Source organism: Planktothricoides sp. SR001 (assembly GCF_001276715.1).
GTDB classification, from domain to species: Bacteria; Cyanobacteriota; Cyanobacteriia; order Cyanobacteriales; family Laspinemataceae; genus Planktothricoides; species Planktothricoides raciborskii.
In genome coordinates this window covers 71,684-91,634 of sequence record NZ_LIUQ01000012.1, presented here as the reverse complement: position 1 = coordinate 91,634, position 19,951 = coordinate 71,684, and the positions used below count along the sequence as shown (strand labels likewise).

The 19,951-nt window shown below is 43.2% G+C and carries 18 protein-coding genes; 9 read left to right on the top strand and 9 right to left on the bottom strand.

Annotated features, from left to right (window positions below; translation table 11 throughout):
- From AM228_RS09560 to AM228_RS09545, 5 genes are all read right to left on the bottom strand, one after another.
- Positions 1–2,630 (bottom strand): NB-ARC domain-containing protein (locus AM228_RS09560; protein WP_231636724.1); only part of this gene is annotated, 2,630 nt, incomplete at its 3' end.
- A gap of 62 nt (positions 2,631–2,692) precedes the next feature.
- Complete coding sequence (locus AM228_RS32245; RefSeq protein ID WP_156331657.1) at positions 2,693–2,854, bottom strand: hypothetical protein; 162 nt, start codon at positions 2,852–2,854, stop codon at positions 2,693–2,695.
- 130 nt (positions 2,855–2,984) lie between these two features.
- The gene (locus AM228_RS09555) at positions 2,985–3,962 is read right to left on the bottom strand and encodes a DUF1822 family protein (protein ID WP_054465896.1); all 978 of its coding nucleotides are present in this window, start codon (positions 3,960–3,962) and stop codon (positions 2,985–2,987) included.
- A 79-nt stretch (positions 3,963–4,041) separates the two neighbouring features.
- Positions 4,042–4,242 carry a hypothetical protein gene (locus AM228_RS09550; protein ID WP_054465895.1) on the bottom strand — a complete coding sequence of 67 codons (201 nt, stop codon included), beginning with the start codon at positions 4,240–4,242 and terminating at the stop codon, positions 4,042–4,044.
- Positions 4,243–4,311: 69 nt separating this feature from the next.
- On the bottom strand, positions 4,312–4,530 hold the full coding sequence (locus AM228_RS09545; protein ID WP_054465894.1) for a hypothetical protein: 219 nt from the start codon (positions 4,528–4,530) through the stop codon (positions 4,312–4,314).
- Positions 4,531–5,010: 480 nt separating this feature from the next.
- Here AM228_RS09545 and AM228_RS09540 point away from each other — a divergent pair, with 480 nt between their 5' ends.
- From AM228_RS09540 to AM228_RS09530, 3 genes are all read left to right on the top strand, one after another.
- Positions 5,011–5,331, top strand: a complete 321-nt coding sequence (locus AM228_RS09540) for a hypothetical protein (RefSeq protein ID WP_054465893.1) — start codon at positions 5,011–5,013, stop codon at positions 5,329–5,331.
- A gap of 62 nt (positions 5,332–5,393) precedes the next feature.
- Positions 5,394–5,963 (top strand): hypothetical protein, encoded by a 570-nt coding sequence (locus AM228_RS09535; protein ID WP_054465892.1) that lies wholly within the window; start codon positions 5,394–5,396, stop codon positions 5,961–5,963.
- Between the two features lie 74 nt (positions 5,964–6,037).
- A complete protein-coding gene (locus tag AM228_RS09530) occupies positions 6,038–7,072 on the top strand; it encodes an ATP-binding protein (RefSeq protein ID WP_072160729.1) in 1,035 nt (344 codons plus the stop codon).
- 368 nt (positions 7,073–7,440) lie between these two features.
- Here AM228_RS09530 and AM228_RS09525 read toward each other — a convergent pair whose 3' ends face one another.
- The 3 genes from AM228_RS09525 to AM228_RS32240 form a co-directional block, all read right to left on the bottom strand.
- Positions 7,441–7,914: a hypothetical protein gene (locus AM228_RS09525; RefSeq protein WP_231636723.1), complete on the bottom strand. Its 474-nt coding sequence runs from the start codon at positions 7,912–7,914 to the stop codon at positions 7,441–7,443.
- Between the two features lie 186 nt (positions 7,915–8,100).
- Complete coding sequence (locus AM228_RS09520) at positions 8,101–10,488, bottom strand: ribonuclease R family protein (RefSeq protein ID WP_054465890.1); 2,388 nt, start codon at positions 10,486–10,488, stop codon at positions 8,101–8,103.
- Between the two features lie 96 nt (positions 10,489–10,584).
- Positions 10,585–10,725, bottom strand: coding sequence for a hypothetical protein (locus AM228_RS32240; RefSeq protein WP_156331655.1), 141 nt, complete (start codon positions 10,723–10,725; stop codon positions 10,585–10,587).
- Positions 10,726–11,686: 961 nt separating this feature from the next.
- Between AM228_RS32240 and AM228_RS09515 the strand changes: the two genes are divergently transcribed.
- Complete coding sequence (locus AM228_RS09515; RefSeq protein ID WP_054465889.1) at positions 11,687–12,622, top strand: hypothetical protein; 936 nt, start codon at positions 11,687–11,689, stop codon at positions 12,620–12,622.
- Between the two features lie 86 nt (positions 12,623–12,708).
- Here AM228_RS09515 and clpP read toward each other — a convergent pair whose 3' ends face one another.
- Positions 12,709–13,329, bottom strand: coding sequence for an ATP-dependent Clp endopeptidase proteolytic subunit ClpP (gene clpP, locus AM228_RS09510; RefSeq protein WP_255353177.1), 621 nt, complete (start codon positions 13,327–13,329; stop codon positions 12,709–12,711).
- Between the two features lie 771 nt (positions 13,330–14,100).
- Between clpP and AM228_RS09505 the strand changes: the two genes are divergently transcribed.
- From AM228_RS09505 to ispE, 5 genes are all read left to right on the top strand, one after another.
- Positions 14,101–15,369, top strand: a complete 1,269-nt coding sequence (locus tag AM228_RS09505) for a pitrilysin family protein (RefSeq protein ID WP_054465931.1) — start codon at positions 14,101–14,103, stop codon at positions 15,367–15,369.
- A gap of 147 nt (positions 15,370–15,516) precedes the next feature.
- The gene (locus AM228_RS09500) at positions 15,517–16,815 is read left to right on the top strand and encodes a M16 family metallopeptidase (RefSeq protein ID WP_369817703.1); all 1,299 of its coding nucleotides are present in this window, start codon (positions 15,517–15,519) and stop codon (positions 16,813–16,815) included.
- A 385-nt stretch (positions 16,816–17,200) separates the two neighbouring features.
- Positions 17,201–17,872 (top strand): peptidoglycan-binding protein, encoded by a 672-nt coding sequence (locus AM228_RS09490; protein WP_054465885.1) that lies wholly within the window; start codon positions 17,201–17,203, stop codon positions 17,870–17,872.
- Between the two features lie 53 nt (positions 17,873–17,925).
- A complete protein-coding gene (gene rsmA / locus AM228_RS09485; RefSeq protein WP_054465884.1) occupies positions 17,926–18,807 on the top strand; it encodes a 16S rRNA (adenine(1518)-N(6)/adenine(1519)-N(6))-dimethyltransferase RsmA in 882 nt (293 codons plus the stop codon).
- Positions 18,808–18,827: 20 nt separating this feature from the next.
- A complete protein-coding gene (gene ispE, locus AM228_RS09480) occupies positions 18,828–19,772 on the top strand; it encodes a 4-(cytidine 5'-diphospho)-2-C-methyl-D-erythritol kinase (protein ID WP_054465883.1) in 945 nt (314 codons plus the stop codon).
- Positions 19,773–19,951 lie beyond the last annotated feature (179 nt).

Sequence of the window (19,951 nt, the reverse complement as noted above, 5' to 3'; positions counted from 1 at the left end):
ATCGCTCTTAAATACAACGGTTTCGCGTCCTCATACCTTCCCTGAGACTCGTACAGACCCGCTAAATAGCTACAACAAGTCGCAATATCAGTATGATCGTCAGGAAAATTTGCTGCGGCTAAACTTAAACCTTGCTTAAGCCAAAATTCTGCGGGTTCATAGAAACTTTGACCTTGATAAAAATTACCTAAACGAACGTAAGGGGTAATTAAACTCTCCCGAAAATCTCCTAGCAAATCATCTGGGTAATTTCTCGCCACTTCCGTAATATGCTCGATATAAGGCGATACCTGAGCAATGATCTCATTCGTTAAAGCATAATCAATTTTCTCCGCCACATTTAACATCAATCCTACAAACTGTCGTTTTAATTCCTGACCCCGATCTAACTCCGTTAATTTTTCCTGTAAAAAATGTCGCATCAAAGCATGAATTTCGTAAATATTCTCACTCCGTTCTTCCAGAATATGCCATTGTCGCAAAGTTTGTAAAGCTCTTTCCAGTTCTTCGGCGTTTTCCTCCTCCCAATTAATCTCACAAGGAATCGGCGCTAAAGCATATAAACTAAAATAAACTGCTAATTCCTGAACTCCTTCAATTTCGCCAATGCGTTCCCAAGTCAACTGAAAAGCTGCTCTAATCCCCCGTCTAGTTTGTTCACTCCGACTGACATTGTTACCCGGATTCAGAGAATCATGGGTGATTTTTTTCCCTTGGATATTTTCCCAATACTTGACTACAGGTAATTTCGGTAACTCTTTTAAATATTGTCCGGCTAAAACCAATCCTAAAGGTAAATCCCCCAAAAATTCACACAGTTGCGTAAAAATATCCCGGTTTTTTTCCAGTCTTTCCTCACCCACAAACGACTCCAATAATTCCAGGGATTTTTCCCGACTCAACCTTTCTAAATGATAAGTTTCTACATCGGCATTACTACTAAAATCAATTTGCGTCGTTAACAATATCTTAAACCGCTTATTTCTGGGTAAAAATGGCTCTACTTCCTGATAATTTTTCACATCATCAAGAATAACTAAAACATTTCCCTCCCCTGACCAATGCTCCCAACAATAGGCAACAATTTTCTCCTCACCACCCAGATCATCAGGTAAAATCAAATTAAACTTATTTTGGACAAAAAACGATAACTCGGTCAATAAAGAAATTTTCCCCTTTCCCATCTGTCCAAGTAACCAACAGATTCCCCCCGGATAATCATTGAAATGTTGATGAGCGTATTGATTGGCTAATTCAGTTTTCCCCATGCCTGACATTCCCGCTACAGCAGTTATCGCCAAAGGTTGGTCTGTTGTCTGTAATTTTTCCTGTAAATTAATCAGATCATTTTCGCGACCGACAAATTTAATCTTGGTTAAATTAGGGAGATTTTCTGGGATAATAGCTGTGGGTTTTGCTGGAGTAAAATCACCCCAAAACAAGGAACTTTCCGTCGGATTTTGACAAATCACTGGTAAAGCACTAATTCCCGGATATTGCGTTTTTTCTAAGGGACGTAATCTCTCCTTAGTTAATCTCATCGCCTCATACAAAGATACTCCCTGGGTAAATTCCTCAAATAAATATCCTAAAAATATCGGTGCTACAGGTGCGGGTAAAAGTTCGCGCATGACAATAACTTGGGATAAATATAACTTTTCCCCTTCCCCTAATTGATGGGCTAAACCCAAACCATCACAAGAATTAAAAATGACTAATTTTAATCCCCGTTCAATAGCTTGATTAAAATGACCTCTAAGATTACTAATGGTTAACTTTTCTGTCTCACTTAAGGAAAATTCCCCGGTTGTACCATGCTCAGAATTACTATGACCATTAAAAATGATAATATCCCAAGGTTCTCTCCATAATGGTTCATCTAATTCAGCTAAATTAGTCACAATTCTAATGTCAATATTATTATTTTTAGCTAATTTCTCAATTTCGCCTTTAATATTGGCATCTTTCCCAAGAATTGTCAATATTCTAACCTGATTAATTTGGCGATTAACCTTAATATCTCTTTGCTCAAAATTATGCTGACTTAAGCCAATTTCTGTCCGCGAAAAATCTTTTAATAAACTCCATTTCGTCCAGGGCATTTTTCGCAAATCTGGATCGTTACTCTGAACCAAAATCCGATGACCGGCATCTTTAGATTGACCTAAATGATGCCTTAACTTTTCTACAATACTCAGAGATTCTGGTGATTTTAAATCCTTAGACTCCAGTGATTTCAACCACTGATTAAATCTTTCAATTAACTGATCTTCACAGGATACACAAGCATTATAATCTATTTGTTTTTGGTTCTCTGCTTGCTCGATATTAAGATTAGTAATAACATCGTGTCCCTTGAGGACAAAAGTGGCGGGGTCATTATGTGTTGATGGAGGGCCAGCTACTTTAAGATAGTAATGATAACTGTTTAAATACTTTTTATAAGCATCTTTCCATGCTTTATAAAGTCTGATTAAATCTTCTGGTGCGGGCGGTAGCCTACCATTCCCTCCAGCAATCATATTACGATTGGGAGAATCATCAGGCCAAATTGTCAGATTAACGGTAAAACCTTGGCCTAAATCATCCTGAAAATTAAGCAGAAAGAGACTCATAACTTTTTGTGTCATAAGAATATCTGCCTATCAATAATACCATAGACTTGACCAAGGCAAAAATATGTAACAAATATTTACATTCCGTAGGGGCGAAGCATTCCGGTAGATAATTTATTGCTGAAAATATTAAATGGACTGCCGGAATGCTTCGCCCTTACAATACTGAAAATATTAAATGGACTGCCGGAATGCTTCGCCCCTACAATGCTTAAAATATTGTAGGGGCGAATGGCCATTCGCCCCTACGGAATGCGCGGGCCCGTACATTTAATATTTTCAGCAATAATTTGTCTGCGGTCATGGTTCGACCCTAGGTATTTGTGGTTTACTCGCGGAAAAAATTGCTGTAGATAATGTTACATTGGTTTACACCACAAAATCTTCGGTGATTTCCGCATCACCCAAAGCCAATTTTACCACAAACTCATCCCCCGGTTCCGCCTCAAATTCATACTGAATATATTGATCCGCACTGCGGCTGGTCACTTCTTTAAAGATTTCCCCTTCGGTTAAAAGAATTAATTTGAGATTGGGGGGTAAAGTCGGACTTTCTGAAGTGGGAAAAACTTTCAGATTAACGATAACGTTGTCCGCATTTTCACGGGTTAAGCTGATGACTAAATTCACCGTATGAGTGATTAAATCAATTTGTAAATCGATGCGTTTAGCCCGTTGGATTGGTTGAGTAAAATAAGCGGGGCGTAATTGTTGGGGAGTCAGCAATTGTTGCACCGATTGCCACCCTGGGGGAAAAATATTGTCAAACCATTGGGTTAAACTTGGCTTGACTTGTAAATCCGCAACCGTCACCCCCAACAATTCGCTTAATTCGCCTCTTTGATAACAGTCTCTAATTCTCTGATAGGATTCATCAGAACTTTCTAAACCTAAGATAATACTGCCTTTTTTCACATATTTAACAATAATCATACCCTGGCCTACATTTTCCAATTTAGCCATAATTTCCGGTAAAATATTTTTTTGGAAATAGGACAAATCATTGGTTTCAACTTCAATCAGCTTGGCCTCGTAAGCTTGAATCTCTGAAGATGAAGGGGATTTAGCGGATTTTTTTTCTTTCCATTCTTGAAAAAACTCTCGGATGTCTTTTGTCTCATCTGCCAGCTTAGTGTTATTTTTTTCAGCAAAGGCTTGAGCTAATTTTTCAATAGTTTCGTCAGTTGGGTTTAAGATAGGATTATTCTTCATTTTAGTCAGATAATAATTTTCCAAATTACTAATTTGCGCCAGTTCATAAGCTGAGGTAAAGTTTTTCTTGGTGTAAAACTCTCGGAAAGCGTCAGCAAAGGCTGGCCACTTACCTTCTTTAGCTGAATTACTCATAGCAATAAAACTCCTTAATTTTTTGGTGTTTACGATCTGGTATATATTTTACAGAGGGCGAAGCATTCCCGGAAAAAATTTACGTTTTCAGAAACCGGGTTTCTTGTAGGCTTTTAAAAGATATGCCTCCGGCACGCTGCGCGAACGCCCCGGTATGAACCAAGAAACCCGGTTTCTCTTGCGGGAATGCTTCGCCCCTACAAGCCTGGATCAAACCTAGCAATATTTGTGGTTTATTTAATCGAAAACCACCGTAATTGACTGGATTAGAGTGTGTCATCTTCTCTAATACAAGAGGAGGATAACACACCCTTGCGATCGATCAAGTCCGACAGTGGGACTGTTCAGATTAGTGACGCAATCCAGAAGCAACGTGGCACGCCATACATAAGCCGACTGCGGCTCCCAATGCACCGCCAACGGCGGCACCAGCCGGACCACCAATAGCGCTTCCAATCACCAGACCCAGCTTTGTTGGCACAGTAAAAGCTCCTTGGACAGCCATTCCTTCTGGAGTCGTCTCAATATGCGGGGTGTGACCGGGTGTACTGATTTGATAGTCGTACATATTTTTTCTCCCAGATGTTTAAAGAGATTAAAAATCAGTGGGAAACTCAAAGGATAAATGACCTTTTTGCTTCACAACTCTAAGTTACTAAATTTCTAGCAGCTTGTTAATTGAATTCAAGTTGAAAGTCAGAAAAAAGCTTGAAAGGATTGTTGATGCTTGATTCCGTGATTTTGACTAAATTTACAAGATTCAACTGCATTCAAGTTGAATGAGAGCAAAAAGCTGAAAATGCTGATAAATTAAGCTTTATCAAGTTAAAAATAAGTTTATTACTTTCAACTTTCGCCAAAAAAATCATTAGTCTATAATCGAGCCATCAAATAAAACGCTCTCTTAGTAGCAAAAACAATGCCTAACTAATTTGAGCTTTTTGCTCTCAACCATTTTCCTGTAATTACGGGTAGTTTTGATGCCTAAATTTAGGTGAAAATGACCGATACTTGAAAAAAAATCTGAAAGTCAAAGGAGACATTTTTTATGTGGAACTGGCTGGAAAAATTATGGCAGAGTGCAAAGAACTTAGTGGCCGCAATCTTTCAGGCTTTTATGGACTGGATTCTCTTCTTAATTGAAGTAACTTATATCGCTTTCATAACGTCTGTGATATTGACCTACTTTGCATACGCTTACCTGCTTTACTTCATGTTCTATGTGGTTGATGGTCAGGCAGTTGTGGAAATCTGGAACCCTCGTGAAGCACAAGGAAGATCAAAAATTAGCAAGCTGGAAAGGGCTCCCTCTGGGGTTACTAAACCAAGCCGACAACAGGCTGACGTATTGCAAGCATCAGTTAGATAGAGGCTAAATAACAGTCTTCTCAAATTCACCAAAATCTACTTGTAAACAAGGAGTAAAGAATTATGCCACGCACCAGTAAAAGTCCGACTACTTTTCTGAAAGTTACCTTAGAATCAGACCACCCAGATAGCAAGTTAAACCGGATTGAAATCGTTGGTATTCCTGGTCAAAGCCAAAATGGTAAGAACATTCTCAGTGACGCGGTATTTGGCTTTTTGGATGATACGATCGCTCGCCCTATCTTTGCTGCTAGTCGGCAGAGTCCTAAGCTGGATTGGCAAAAACTTACAGTCTGGCTATATCCAACAGATGAAGATTCTCTGGGATATCAAGTTCCAACAATTGATGACCGAGACTTGAAGATTAAATCAAATGTTCGTGAATCCAACCTGAAATTAATCTACGTCTTAGACAATGATTTAAGGGGAAATGAATACCGCCGATGGAAAAACGATGCTGAGGCGATTTTTATGCCTCTATTCAAGAAGTTTGTTGCTCCCCCTCAGTTACCCAGTTCTTTTTCCTTTAACCCCTTTGGTTCCTTCATAGAATCTTTGGATTCTCGGATAGATCCTTACGCCAAGATGAAGCGAGAACTATTTTTCGATGCCTTAATCATTCAAATTGATTAATTCCATTTGTCCAAAAAGTAGGGACATAGCAGTGCTGTGTTCCTACTATCCAAACTACCTAAAAACAAAAAACTATGCCAAGACCTGATGACAAATTCAACAGATTTTTGCAGGCTACTGCTGCACTTCATGCTCTTAATGGGAAAAGCCATGTTAGCCCAGCCGACGAGGAAAAAGAGCCTGAAACTCTTAATAAATCTTCAGAGCCACCGATCGATCTAACAGCTTGCTTGAGAAAGCCAAAATATTCCCTAGATAATTTTATCTTTCCCACAGAAAAAGCTCAACTTCAAGTTAAGAGAATCGTGGCAGAGATTACACATCACGATCTAATTTACAGTATTTGGGGAATGGGTGAAAAACATCCCACAGATGTTGCACTCTCAATCAATTGCTATGGACCTCCTGGCACTGGAAAAAGTATGCTGCTTGAAGTGATCGCCCACAAGTTAGGATTAAAGGTTTTGGAAGTTCCCTCAACCGCATCTAAATTTGTAGGTGTCACTGAGCAAATCACTCAGGAAATTTTTGCCTTTGCGACAATCCATAACGCATTTATAGTTTGGAATGAAGCAGATAGGGATTTTGGTAAACGGCTAGAGCAAGTGAGTCAATCAGCCGATGCAGGCGTTAATTCGGCTCGCAGTATTTTGCTTGATCAACTCTCTTCTTATAAGGGTGTTATTGGCTTAACTACCAATTTAGTCCATAACTATGATTCAGCTTTTGTTAGTCGGATTCGTTTCGAGATTCAGCTTGATTTACCAGATGCAGAAGCACGCGCTAAAATTTGGCAAGCTCAGATTCCTAATAAGCTGCCTGTTGATGAATCAGTAAACTTTACGCAACTAGCTACACAGTTTGATGAGATTTCAGGCAGGGATATTAAGAAAGCTGTTTTGAATGCTGTAGCAAGTGCCGCAAGTGAAGAAAAGCTAGACATTGAGAAGCGCGTTACCCAGTCTCACTTTATAGAGGCTATGGAGGAAGTAATTGCAGGCAAAAAAGCGGCTGAAAAGGAAGAACTTAAATTAACACCTGTCACGGAGAAGGTTGAGCTACCACCTCAACCATCCAGTGAATCTAAACCCTTAGCATCAGCAACTTAGAGGCTGTCTTAGGTTTCATTGCAGGACAAATATCGTGGCCTTAGCAGCACCCGTCGCATTAGCTGTTGGGGCTGCTGGGGCATTAATTTGGTGGTTAGCCCGTGATTAATTTCTTTCCACCCCATAGGTTACAGCAATTTGCTATTGCCTAAACTAGGGCCCGCGCATTTCGGCACATAAGTTATCAGTTAAAATCACCAATTTACTGCCGAAATGCGCGGGCCCCTACAGGGGTAAACTATTCATATGAATTAGACATAGTAGTCAGCCACCCCCAGAAACCGGGTTTCTTTTTCGCTTCCCACAGATAACTCGTGATACCCACAGAAGAAACCCGGTTTCTATGCCCCAACAGCCACCCCATAAACCTAGAAACCGGGTTTCTTTCTCGCTGCCACAGATAACTCGTGATACCCACAGAAGAAACCCGGTTTCTTTGCCCCAACAGCCCGCCCCAGGAACTTAGAAACCGGGTTTCTTTTTCGCATCCCACAGATAACTCCTACAGCGGTTTTCTTTCTTACTGAACCAGGGTAGGGCGAAGCATTCCGGTAGTAGGGGCGAAGCATTCCGGTATTCAGATTAATATTTTCAGCAATAATTTGTCTGCCGGAATGCTTCGCCCTTACAATATTTTCAGCAATAATTTGTCTGCCGGAATGCTTCGCCCCTACAGGTATTTGTGGTTTACTCGCGGAGAAAATTGCTGCAATATTTACAACTTTAATCCCGGTTTCTTTGCCCCAACAGCCACCCCCAGAACCCCAGAAACCGGGTTTCTTTTTCGCTTCCCACAAATAACTCCTGATATTCACAGAAGAAACCCGGTTTCTTTCTCCCAACAACAGAAACCCGGTTTCTTTCTCCCAACAGCGGAAACCGGGTTTCTTAAGTTATAAAGACCAATCAATCAAAGATTATCGCGGTTTTTATTGGATGAAGTACAGAGGTTTTTTGGATTCCCGCCTGCGCGGGAATGACAGGTTTTTTCTGTACTTCATAACTCCGCAAAGTGCTATAATCAAAGATTAATATCTTTGATACTCATCATCATTGTAATAAGGCTCATCCGGTTCATAATCCATACTGGCGGTACTGCCACCACCAACAGCTACTAAGTCAATTTGTTGACGATAGTAATCCACACTTTTAACCTCGACTTCCACCTGATCCCCCAAGCGATATTGCTTGCGGTTCTTGCGACCGACAAGGGTTTGTTGTCGAGAACGATATTCATACCAGTCATCTTTCAAGGAAGACACATGAACGAGTCCTTCGAGACGAATGGGGAAACCATTTGAACCTTCTAATTCAATTTCCACGAAGAAGCCGTAAGACTGCACCCCGGTAATTAACCCAGAGAAAATTTCCCCAGTGCGTTTTTTCATCAGGGCGGCTTTTTTCAATCCTTGTAGATCCGCTTCTGCTTCCTGAGTTAATCTGGTGCGATCGGTCAAATGGTTGACGACTCCAGCCAACTCACTTTCTAATTCATTCTGCACATCTGGGGCTAGGACATTCCAGGTAATTTGACCGTGGCAATTACTATGGTGCAGATTGATTCGTTCTTTCGCACGGGTTGATTTGCGATCGCGCCCTGATTCAAACACAACATATAGAACTCGTTGCACCATCAAATCCTGATAACGACGCAGAGGGGAAGTGCAGTGCAAATAGCTATCCAAAGCCAGACCAAAATGGGGGGCTGGATTCATGCTATACATCGGAGCCTTGAGACTGGACTCTAACAAATAAGTCAAAACCCGCTCATTAGTGGATTTGCCCAACAACTTGGTAAACTGTTGGTAATCGCGAGGGCTCACCGCCTCTGGATTTTCTATCTGAAGTTCCACCCCCATCTGGATCGCTAGTTTCGCAATTTCTTCCACCTCTTCTGGATCTGGGGCGGACTGAATTTGGTAAATCGCCGGAATTGAGAGTTCCTTTAAATGAGATGCCACCAGTTGATTGGCCAAAATGGTCAACTCACAGATCATCCCTTGCGGCCCGGACATCCCAATCTGACTTAATGCCCCCATAATCCCTTCCTCATCATAAGGAGAAGGACTAATGCCATATTGATTCAGGGGTTGATTCAGTTCAAACCCACCTCGGGCTTGCCGCTGGAGGCGAACCTTTTGCGCTAATTCAGACAACTGCGCCAACATTTCTAGGGCAGGGGGGGATAAGTCATGTTCCGTTGGTCGAGTGGTGTTAATTGATTTAATTTCCACCCATTTAGGCGCTTCACCCTGAGAATTCCCATTGAATTCGGCGCTGTCACCACTAATACTGACCAGATGATCTACAGAAATGGCAGTGCTTTTAATTTCAAATTCTTCAACTTTCCCTTCATTGTCCAAAGTAATTAGAATCGATAGGGCTAGTCGTTCACAATCTGGTAGTAAAGAGCAGCGATCTACGGAAATGCTTTCTGGGAAAATCGGAATTACTTTGTCTTCCAAATAGACGGATACACCCCGTTTGCGAGCTTCTCGGTCTAAAGGTGTTTCTTGTTTAACATAATGGGCTACGTCAGAAGTATGCACCCCTAAGCGCCAATGAGAGTCATTAATTTTTTCTAGAGTAAAACCATGATCGATGATGGCCGAACCAGGGGACAGTTTTAAGCCCCAGGGTAATGGGACAAAACTTAGGGTCAATTTATCTCGCAGATCCAGCCGATCTTTGAGGTCATTTTTCCGCAATTGAATCGGCATTCCCTTGGTGAATTCCACCACAATGTCGGAAAAATTGCGGGGTAAATCATGTTTACAGCAGACAATATCTAGGTCGTTGGCATCTTCCGCATCTAGACCCAGGACTTGCGCCACTCGTCCGACTGGGGGATTGGAACCGAGGGGATAGCGCAATATTTCCACATGGACTAAATACTCGATCGCGTTTTCCAGATTGATGCCGTTTTCTTTGAGGATCACATCAAACAATAATCGGTCATCCAAAGGTACGGCTTCATAAACAGTATTTTGTTTTTTGACTCGCGCTAAAACTGAAGGATTTGCCCGTTCTAAAATTAGGCGCACTTCGCCTTCGGGAGAACGACGGCGACTGCCTTCTTTGATGATATTCACCAATACACGGTCGCCATTCCAAGCATTACTCAGATTGCTCTCGCGGATATAAATATCCTCAGTGCCTTCTTGGTCTTGAATCGCAAAACAAAAGCCTTTGCTGGAACACCGTAATTTCGCCTCCACCAGTGCTTGATCTGGGTTGCGTCGATAGCGGCCTTTATCTTTAATCAGCAAGCCAATTTTTTCCAAAGCATCTAAAGCAATTTGTAATTGGCGCTGACTGACATCATCGTGGCATCCCAATTTTTTTTCCAAAATTTTGGGAGCCACCAATTTATCATCGGTAAAATTTGCTAGTAATGTAGCGATTGAAAATTCCATGCAGCGATCAGTCCTTTTTTATGATTATGCAGTTGAATTTGTGGGTAGCTTTCTGGTTGAAATGCCTAGGATGATTGACCATCATGCATTGCACAGTTACAGAAATTTTAGTGCCATGATGACCAAGCTTACCCACGTCAGCAAGGTTCCCACCTTGAGAACCCCATAATTTCCTTGGATCTGGAGAATTGCCGAACAAATTAACGCCGAAGATCGCCGGTTGGCTTTGACTTTCACCCTACTCTCGCTCGAGACTTGCACACCGCAGAAAAGCGTGATTGGGTTGATGGACGCTCTTATTTCCGAGTATCAGCATCCGGGAGAGCAAAACGGTCTGGAATTAGGGTTTGGATCAGAGCCATCCAACTCGTTCGCGGCCTAAGCCGCAGTGCGGAGCACCTTCATTCTAGAGATGTACTAGGGGCGGTTGCGTAACCAAAGCTACAAGCGTTTCATCCAACAGATGCTCGATCAGCTTGCCGGACGTGAGATGATTCGATCGGGATCGCTTATAACTAACTTGACTAGCGGCTGAACTAACAGAATACAACAGCCAGATTGCGAGCCGCTTTTCTGACTTTTGGTACTACCAAGGAGCAGTATTTTCCCTCTCTAGAGCATTAATTTATCTGGGATCTCAGAACTGACGGATCCGAGCTATGGGACAAAAGCATACCTCGATCCACCCTGCCAAGGTGCGACAAGTTCAACAGATTTCACTGACTGCACTTGTCGAGAATATCCCCAGTTCAGCAAGTAAATTGCCTACCTCAGAGTGGTTGTAGAACATCTTAAGCATTGTTGCTGGGGATCTCAGAGATGGTTGCCATTACACTAGCGTTTTAGCAAACCAGATTAATAATCTTTATTATTTTATAAGAAAGTGGCAATTTACTGCACGATTTAGATTAATAATTCTTGTATTCCCTATTACTTTTCACTTGTTTTGAATGTTATTTGTCATTTGTTATTTGTCATTCGCTGGCGTTTGGCGCCCGTAATAGCCAACTCATAACAAATAACAAATAATAAATAACAAAGAACAGATAACAAACAGTTTTGATTAGACTTTTTTTATAGCATCCGTTACAGTGAGATTGACTCTTACGGCTGGTAGGGCTTGCATCCCGCTTCGTGAAGAAAAAAGTCTCCCTCATCTATATCCCATAAAACGATCAGCAACTATTTTTGTGCCGTTATGTTAAATGAATTTCGTAAAGTTTATCCCAGAGGCAGCTTAATTTCTGAGTTACTCAATATATACCAAGGCAAGTATATAGTCAGGGTTTTGGCGATCGTTGATGATGTCACCCTGGCTACTGGTTTAGCCGCTGAAGATACTCTGGAGATGGCCGAGGATCGAGCTAGACTCAGAGCTCTGGGCGCCATTAGTTTTGAGGCGCCGCTGCATCAAGGAGCTTCTCGTCCGGTTGTGTCCCCGCAGCTTGTGTCCCCGCAGCCATCGGCGGGTTTGTCCGGGGTCAGTTCTGCCGCAGGGACAAGCCGATCGCACTCCAGCCCCAGAAATCGGCCACAAATTAGCGATCGCCATCCGAATCAAGATGTGGCGGCGAATTTGCCTCATCTCCAATCGGAAGGCATTCTCACGGATCTGCCCAGCAGTTACCGGGGGGCGGCGGGAATTTCCGCCCCAGAAGAAGAGTGGTTAGCTTCCAATCAAGACTATTATTCTTCAGGGGAGAACCAGAACCCGTCAGAGGAGATACCCGGGTGGTCAACACCGACAAAATCCTTTGAATCCTTTGAATCATTTGAGACTAACCGAGATGTTTCGGCTATGTCGGGGCAGGAGATCGCCTCCTCGCCCAGCCCCAACCAGGCGCCCACCAGTGCCGATCCATACTTGTCTTATACCGTTGCCCCCACTCAGGCAACCGAAGCCATGACCGGAGAGGATTTGTCCTCCCCCACCAATCTTTTATCTGATGATGAACGCAAAAAAAAGATTGCTCAAACTACCATAGAAATTCAGCGCCTAGGTTGGAATACTCAGCAAGGGCGTGAGTTTCTGCAAACACGGTATAACCAGCGGGCGCGATCGCAACTCAGCGATGAGCAATTATTGGACTTCTTGCATTACTTACAAACCCAGCCCACCCCGACGGAAAGCTAACTGAAAGTTAAATGTCATCAAAAACCCCTAAATCTTCTTGCCAAGATTTAGGGGTTTTTTTATGGCTGAATCAATCCAACCGGCAATTAAACGGCAACCGGGCGAGTGATAGTGGGACGGCGCTGAATCACTTGATCGATTAATCCATAAGCTTTGGATTCTTCCGCAGACATGAAAAAGTCCCGTTCGGTATCTTCTTGAATTCGCTCCAGAGGCTGACCTGTATGAGCAGCTAACAGTTCGTTGAGGCGTTGTTTGTGGTATAATATCTCTCTAGCTTGGATTTCAATATCCGTCGCTTGCCCTTGAGCGCCGCCTAGGGGTTGGTGAATCATAATCCGAGAATGAGGTAAACTCATCCGTTTGCCTTTCGCTCCAGCACTGAGCAAGAACGCACCCATACTGGCAGCTAATCCTAAGCAAATGGTGCAGACATCAGGGCGAATTTGATTCATGGTGTCAAAAATCCCCATACCGGCAGTCACCGAACCGCCTGGAGAGTTGATATACAAATAGATATCTTTCTCCGGATCCTCCGCTTCTAGAAATAGCATCTGTGCCACGATCAGGTTGGCTAAGTCTGAGTCAACTTGTTGTCCGAGGAAAATGATGCGATCGCGCAACAAACGTGAATAAATGTCAAAAGCGCGTTCGCCCCGACCCGATTGTTCAATAACCGTAGGAATCATGGAATCTGTCTCTTGGATGGTGATGTTCTGGAAGTCCCGCCCCCTGTAAACAGGGTTCTGGGTAGCTTACTGAACTGATGTGGGTTTATTCTAGCAAAAAACTTTCCCACCGTTTTCAATTTACACAAAATTGCTCGTTAATCTTTAAAAATTACTGGATATTGGATTTTATAATGAATATTTAAAGAATTAACGGTTTGGTTGGGGATAAAATATCACTAATCAAATCATTTTTTTTAAGGAACGCGATTTTTCCAGTCAGTGAGTGAACCACCGGCTGACATTGCGGGTTAAAATTAATTCCCGGCCTAGCGGTTAGGATAAACCAACTCGCATCGTAAAGATAAGCTGCGTAAAAACTCAGGCAAATTACCCGATCGGGAACGAAGAACCAAGCGAAAAGTCAGCAATTTTTGATAATTTGATAATTCGATTTTGATTAAAAATTTTGATGAAAACGGTTCATTCCATGTTCATCTCAGGGAAGCAAGAACCAAACAGATAATAAAACAGATAATAAAACAGATAATAAAACAGATAATAAAACAGATAATAAAACAGATAAGCAAGGGGGACATATGAATAAAGTCAATGAGTGATGGCTCAAAAAGGAGAAATTCACAATCAAAGCTGGCTGGGTTTTAAATCTCGATTCTCGATAGTCAATGAGGACTTGCTATGACTGGACAAACCACCAAGAAAAATTTCCATCAGGTTGTTAATTTTCCGTTGCCAGAAAAAGCTAGGATATTTTCCAATCAACTAAATTTAGATGGAAAATCACATAAATTGTCTGTAATACCCACGCGCTCAAAATTTCCCGCCAAAGTCTTTAAGCTGAATAACGGATTAACGGTGATCCATCAATACCTCAGAGCGACCCCCGTGTCGGTAGTCGATGTCTGGGTAAAAGCGGGAGCTTCACGGGAACCCGATGCTTGGTCAGGGATGGCTCATTTCTTAGAACACATGATTTTTAAAGGTACGGATAATCTACCCCCCGGATCCTTTGATTGGCTGATTGAAAGTTTGGGCGGGATGACCAATGCAGCCACCAGCCATGATTATGCTCACTTTTTTATTATGACGGCGACGGAATATTTAAAAGATTCGTTAGCCCCTTTAGCGGATCTGTTATTACATCCCGCTTTTCCTGAAGATGAATTTATCCGGGAACGAGATGTAGTGTTTGAGGAAATTCGCCAAGAAGCTGATAATCCTGATTGGATCGCTTTTCAAGCACTGATGCAAATGGTGTATCAACAGCATCCTTATGGTCGGTCAGTTTTGGGTGATATTCCGGGGTTAATGCAGCGATCGCCTCAGCAAATGCGTCAGTTTCACAGTACCCACTACCAACCGGAGAATATGACCGTGACGATCGTCGGTGGGGTGGGTGAAGACCAGGCATTAGCCTTAGTCGAGCAAGCGTTTCAGGATTTCCCCACAAACTATCATACGGCGACACCCACGATCAAGGCAGAATCACCCATCAGGGAAATTCGCCGCCGCGAAATGCTCTTACCTCGCTTAGAAGGATCAAGATTGATGATGGCTTGGATCGGGCCTGGGGTAGACCAAATAAGAGATGCTTATGGTCTGGACTTGTTGGCGGTGCTGTTAGCGGAAGGAAGAACTTCGCGCTTGGTGCGAGAACTGCGGGAAGAAAAACATTTAGTCCAAGACATTACCAGCAATTTCTCTTTACAAAAAGATTCCAGTATCTTTACGATTAATGCTTGGTTGGAGGCAGAAAATATCCACCTAGTAGAATCGCTGATTGGCGATCGCCTAAGAGAACTGCACTCTCAACCCATTTCTCCCGCAGAACTCGCCAGAGGTAAGCGGCTTCTTTGTAATGATTACGCCTTTTCCACGGAAACGGCCAGCCAAATTGCCGGTCTTTATGGTTACTATCAAACCATTGACCGGGCAGAAGTAGCTGTTTCCTATCCCGAAGAAATCCAGTCATTTCAAGCGGAAGAACTGCAAACTCTGGCTTCTCGGTATCTTTCTCCTGAATGTTACGCCGTCACAGAAATTCAACCATATTCTTGATATTCTTGATCCGGTATGCACGGGAAGTTGTTTGATTGGGGGGAAGTTGCCAAAATTTCCCCGATTATCTGTTCTCTGAAGCTGAAAGCTGAAAGCTGAAGGCTCAAATTGAGAGAAGTTTTTTACTGTTCTAACGGAAAAAATCGCGTGACCAATACACTTTTACAGCCAATAGTTCAGCGGACAATCCTCAAAAATGGGATGGTGGTGATCGCTGTAGAAAATTACGCCGCTGATATTATCGCTGCTCGGATCTTTGTACGGGCTGGAAGCCGTTGTGAACCTTTGGAAATGGCCGGACTGTCTCATCTCTTGGCCGCCGTTTTAACCAAAGGAACGGATCAATTATCTTCTTTGGAAATTGCCGAACGGATCGAGTCTGTCGGGGCTAGTTTAAGCACCAATAGCAGCCCCGATTATTTTTTAATGAGTCTGAAAACCGTCTCCGCTGACTTTCCAGACATCTTAAAACTGGCGAATGAATTGCTGCGATCGCCCTCCTTCCCCGAACATGAAGTCGAACTGGAAAAACGTCTCACCCTACAAGGAATTCGCTCCCAACAAGAACAGCCGTTTTCCGTCGCATTCGAGCAACTCCGACAAGCCATGTATCCGGGACATCCTTATGGTTTTTCTGCCCTGGGAACCGAAAAAACCGTAGAAAAAATCACCCGCAACGATATACAAAATTATCACCAAACCTATTTTCACCCAGATAATATTGTAATTAGTATTGCCGGTCGCATTAACCCAGAAGCAGCGATAAAATTAGTTGAGGAAATATTTGGTGATTGGCCAGTTTCTCCAGAGCAATTTCCCATGCTAACCTTTCCGAAAATCACCCCTAATCCCTGCTATTTATGCACCGTTCAAGACACCCAACAATCCATTGTCATGTTGGGGTATTTAGCCCCAGCGGTAGAATACCATCACGATGATGTGAACGATAATAGTATTGATTATGCGGCTTTAAAATTACTCAATACTTACTTAGGAAATGGTCTGTCCAGTCGCTTGTTTGTGGAATTGCGGGAAAAGCGCGGTTTAGCTTATGATGTTTCAGCATTTTATCCCACTCGATTAGATCCGGCGATGTTTGTGGTTTATATGGGTACAGCACCAGAAAATACCATGTTAGCCTTAGAGAGTCTTCGCTATGAAGTGCAACGATTATGTGACATTCCACTAACGGCAGAAGAACTTCAAGCATCTAAAAACAAGCTGCTAGGACAATATGCCCTCGGTAAACAAACCAATGCTCAATTAGCCCAGGTTTTTGGCTGGTATGAAACCATTGGACTGGGAATTGAATTTGACACTCGGTTCCCCCAAGCGGTGTCCAGTGTCAATGCCGCGATCGCCCAATCATCCGCTGGTCAATATCTTGCGGGCAGCCCTTATGTTTCCCTCGTTGGCCCTGCCGAAGCCATTGAAGGATTAGAATAGTTGTTGGTTGTTGGTTGTTTGTTGTTTGTTGTTGGATGTTTGTTGTTGGGTAGGGATTCTTTGGATGTTTGTTGTTGGGTAGGGATTCTTTGGATGTTTGTTGTTGGGTAGGGATTCTTTGGGTAGGGATTCTTTGGGTAGGGATTCTTTGGGTAGGGATTCTTTGGTTGTTAGTTGTTGATTGTTAGTTGTTAGTCTAATTTTAAATAAACAATAACCACGAACAAATAACCAACAACAAATAACCAATATAGGACTTACGCAGCGACTCTATATCTGGGGTCTTGGTGCGTTATTGCTCGGAACAACACCCTACCAATAGCGTTTATGCGTAAGTCCTGCAATAAAAGAGTTGAATTGACAGAAGTAAATTGAGATAAAGATAATGATTAAAAACAATAAAACCCTAAGATTAATCCGGCCAATTTTATTAGCTCTTATTTTATCCGTTTTGCCCAATTTGGCGAACCCAATTCTCGGTCAGTCAGTCCCCCCTGGGGCGCGATCGCTGCTAAAAATTGGTAGTCAGGGCGAATCGGTCATTGAACTACAAGCGGTTTTATTACTGATGGGATATTACACCGGCAAACTTGATGGAATTTATGCGGAAAGTACCGCCCAAGCGGTGCGAAAATTTCAACAAGATGCCGGATTAACCGTTGATGGCATGGCTGGAACCGATACCTGGAATCGTTTATTTCCCCCCAGCCCCATTGTGGCACAACCATCGGTAATTGCCCCCCAAGCAACCACAGTGGTTGCCCCAGCAAATACAAACATGAATCCCCCAAACAACCCCACCAATTCCCCAACCGTTGCTAATCCATTGCCCGTGCAAATATCATCCGGTGATTGGCAAATTTTGCGCTTAGGGATGGAAGGTTCAGCGGTACTCGGTTTACAACAACGCTTAACCGCATTAGAGTTTTATTCCGGCCCGATTAATGGGGTATTTGATAGCAAAACCGAAGCCGCAGTCAAAGCCGCCCAACAAAAATTTAATCTTCCCGCTGATGGGACAGTTGGCCCCGCCACTTGGAATGCCCTCATGCAGTAACCATTGATGATAAAATCAGAAAGTTACCAGAAATTTGCCACTTTACCAAAAACATGGGTGATTCTATTAGACCGCGTAAGCGATTTGCTCAACATTGGCTTAGAAGCGAAAAAGTATTATTTAAAATTGTCGAGGCGGCGAACTTGTCCCCAAGCGATCGCCTCTTGGAAATTGGCCCAGGAACCGGGGTACTCACGCAAAAATTATTGCCCTACGCCGCCTCAGTCACCGCCGTAGAAATTGACCGCGACCTTTGGGAGAAACTGACTAAAAAATTTCGAGATTATCAAAATTTTTTACTCTTATCGGGAGATATTTTATCTCTGGATTTAGAGGGGTTATTGGCTGACCAAGATCCCAAATTTCAGCAACCGAATAAAGTAGTGGCGAATATCCCCTACAACATCACCGGGCCAATTCTAGAAAAACTGTTAGGCAAAATTGCCCAACCAGCGAAAAACCCTTATGAATCGATTGTCTTACTGGTACAAAAAGAAGTCGCCGATCGCCTCTACGCCACCCCAGGAAATAAAGCATTTGGGGCTTTATCGGTGCGAGTGCAATATTTAGCAGATTGTGAGTTAATTTGCCCGGTTCCGGCCAAAGCATTCTATCCCCCACCCAAGGTAGAGTCAGCGGTGGTACGACTCAAACCCCGTGCGATTCCGCGAAGCGGATCCCTTACGGGAATCGCCCCTGCCGCAGAAGACCCCCGACAACTGGAAACTTTAGTCAGAGTGGGCTTTGCCAACAAACGCAAAATGTTAAGAAATAACCTGAAAGGATTAATCGAAAGCGATCGCTTGACCCAAATCCTGGAACAATTAGAAATTAACCCTCAAGCCCGCGCTGAAGACCTTAGCGTAGGGCAATGGGTCGCCCTGAGTAATCATCTCAGCTTATCTAATCTTGAGTCATCCCCTGTCAACAACTAGGTCGCCAAATCCCCAAATCAATGCGCTCTTACTCTTTAATTGCTCCGGCTAAAATAAATCTCTATTTAGAAATTATCGGCAATGCTCCCGGTGGCTACCACGAACTAGCAATGGTACTGCAAAGTATCTCCTTAGCCGACCGGGTTCACTTGCGAGCCAATGGCACGCAACAGTTCCATTGCGCCTGTAACAGCAACCAAGTCCCACAAGATAAAACCAACCTGGCTTATCGCGCTGCGGAATTAATGGCCAAACAATTTCCCCAGGCATTTAATCGCTATGGCGCCGTAGACATTAATATTGAAAAACAAATTCCGGTGGCAGCGGGACTGGCTGGGGGTTCCAGCAATGCCGCCGCCGTCTTAGTCGGGCTCAACTTAATCTGGCAACTGGGACTGACCCAACCGGAATTGCAGGAATTGGCCGCTCAGTTAGGCTCCGATATTCCCTTCTGTATTTCTGGGGGCACCGCATTAGCCACCGGACGCGGCGAAATGCTCGAACCGTTGCCCGACTTACCGCCCATCTCCGTCATCTTGGCCAAATATCGCTCTCTAGAAATTTCTACCGCTTGGGCTTATGGCACCTATCGCCAAAAATTTGGTCATACTTATGTTTCTGAGCCAGAGGCTTTACTGGAACGGCGGCAAAGGTTTCACTCCGGGTCTATGATTGCCGCGATCGCCCACCAAGACGGTCAGAAAATTGGCCAACTCCTCCACAACGACCTAGAAAAAGTTGCCTTACCTGCTTATCCCCAAGTAGCGCAGTTGCGTTCTGCCTTTGAAAACACCGATATTTTAGGCGTAATGATGTCCGGTTCCGGTCCCACGGTCTTTGCCCTCGCGGAATCCCCAGAAAAAGCCCAACAAGCATCTATAACAGTGAAAAACACCCTGAATCACCCAGATTTAGACTTTTGGGTGGCTCAGTTAATCCCCTGCGGCATTCAAATAGACCATTAACTTGTTTTGGGAGGGAACGGGGAACGGGGAACGGGGAACGGGGAAAATAATTAACAATTGATAATTAACAATTGATAATTAATAGCCAAAAAATTAACAATTGTTAACTATCAATTGTTAATTATCAATTATTAACTATCAATTATCAATTACTGCCAACCAAAGAATCCCTACCCAAA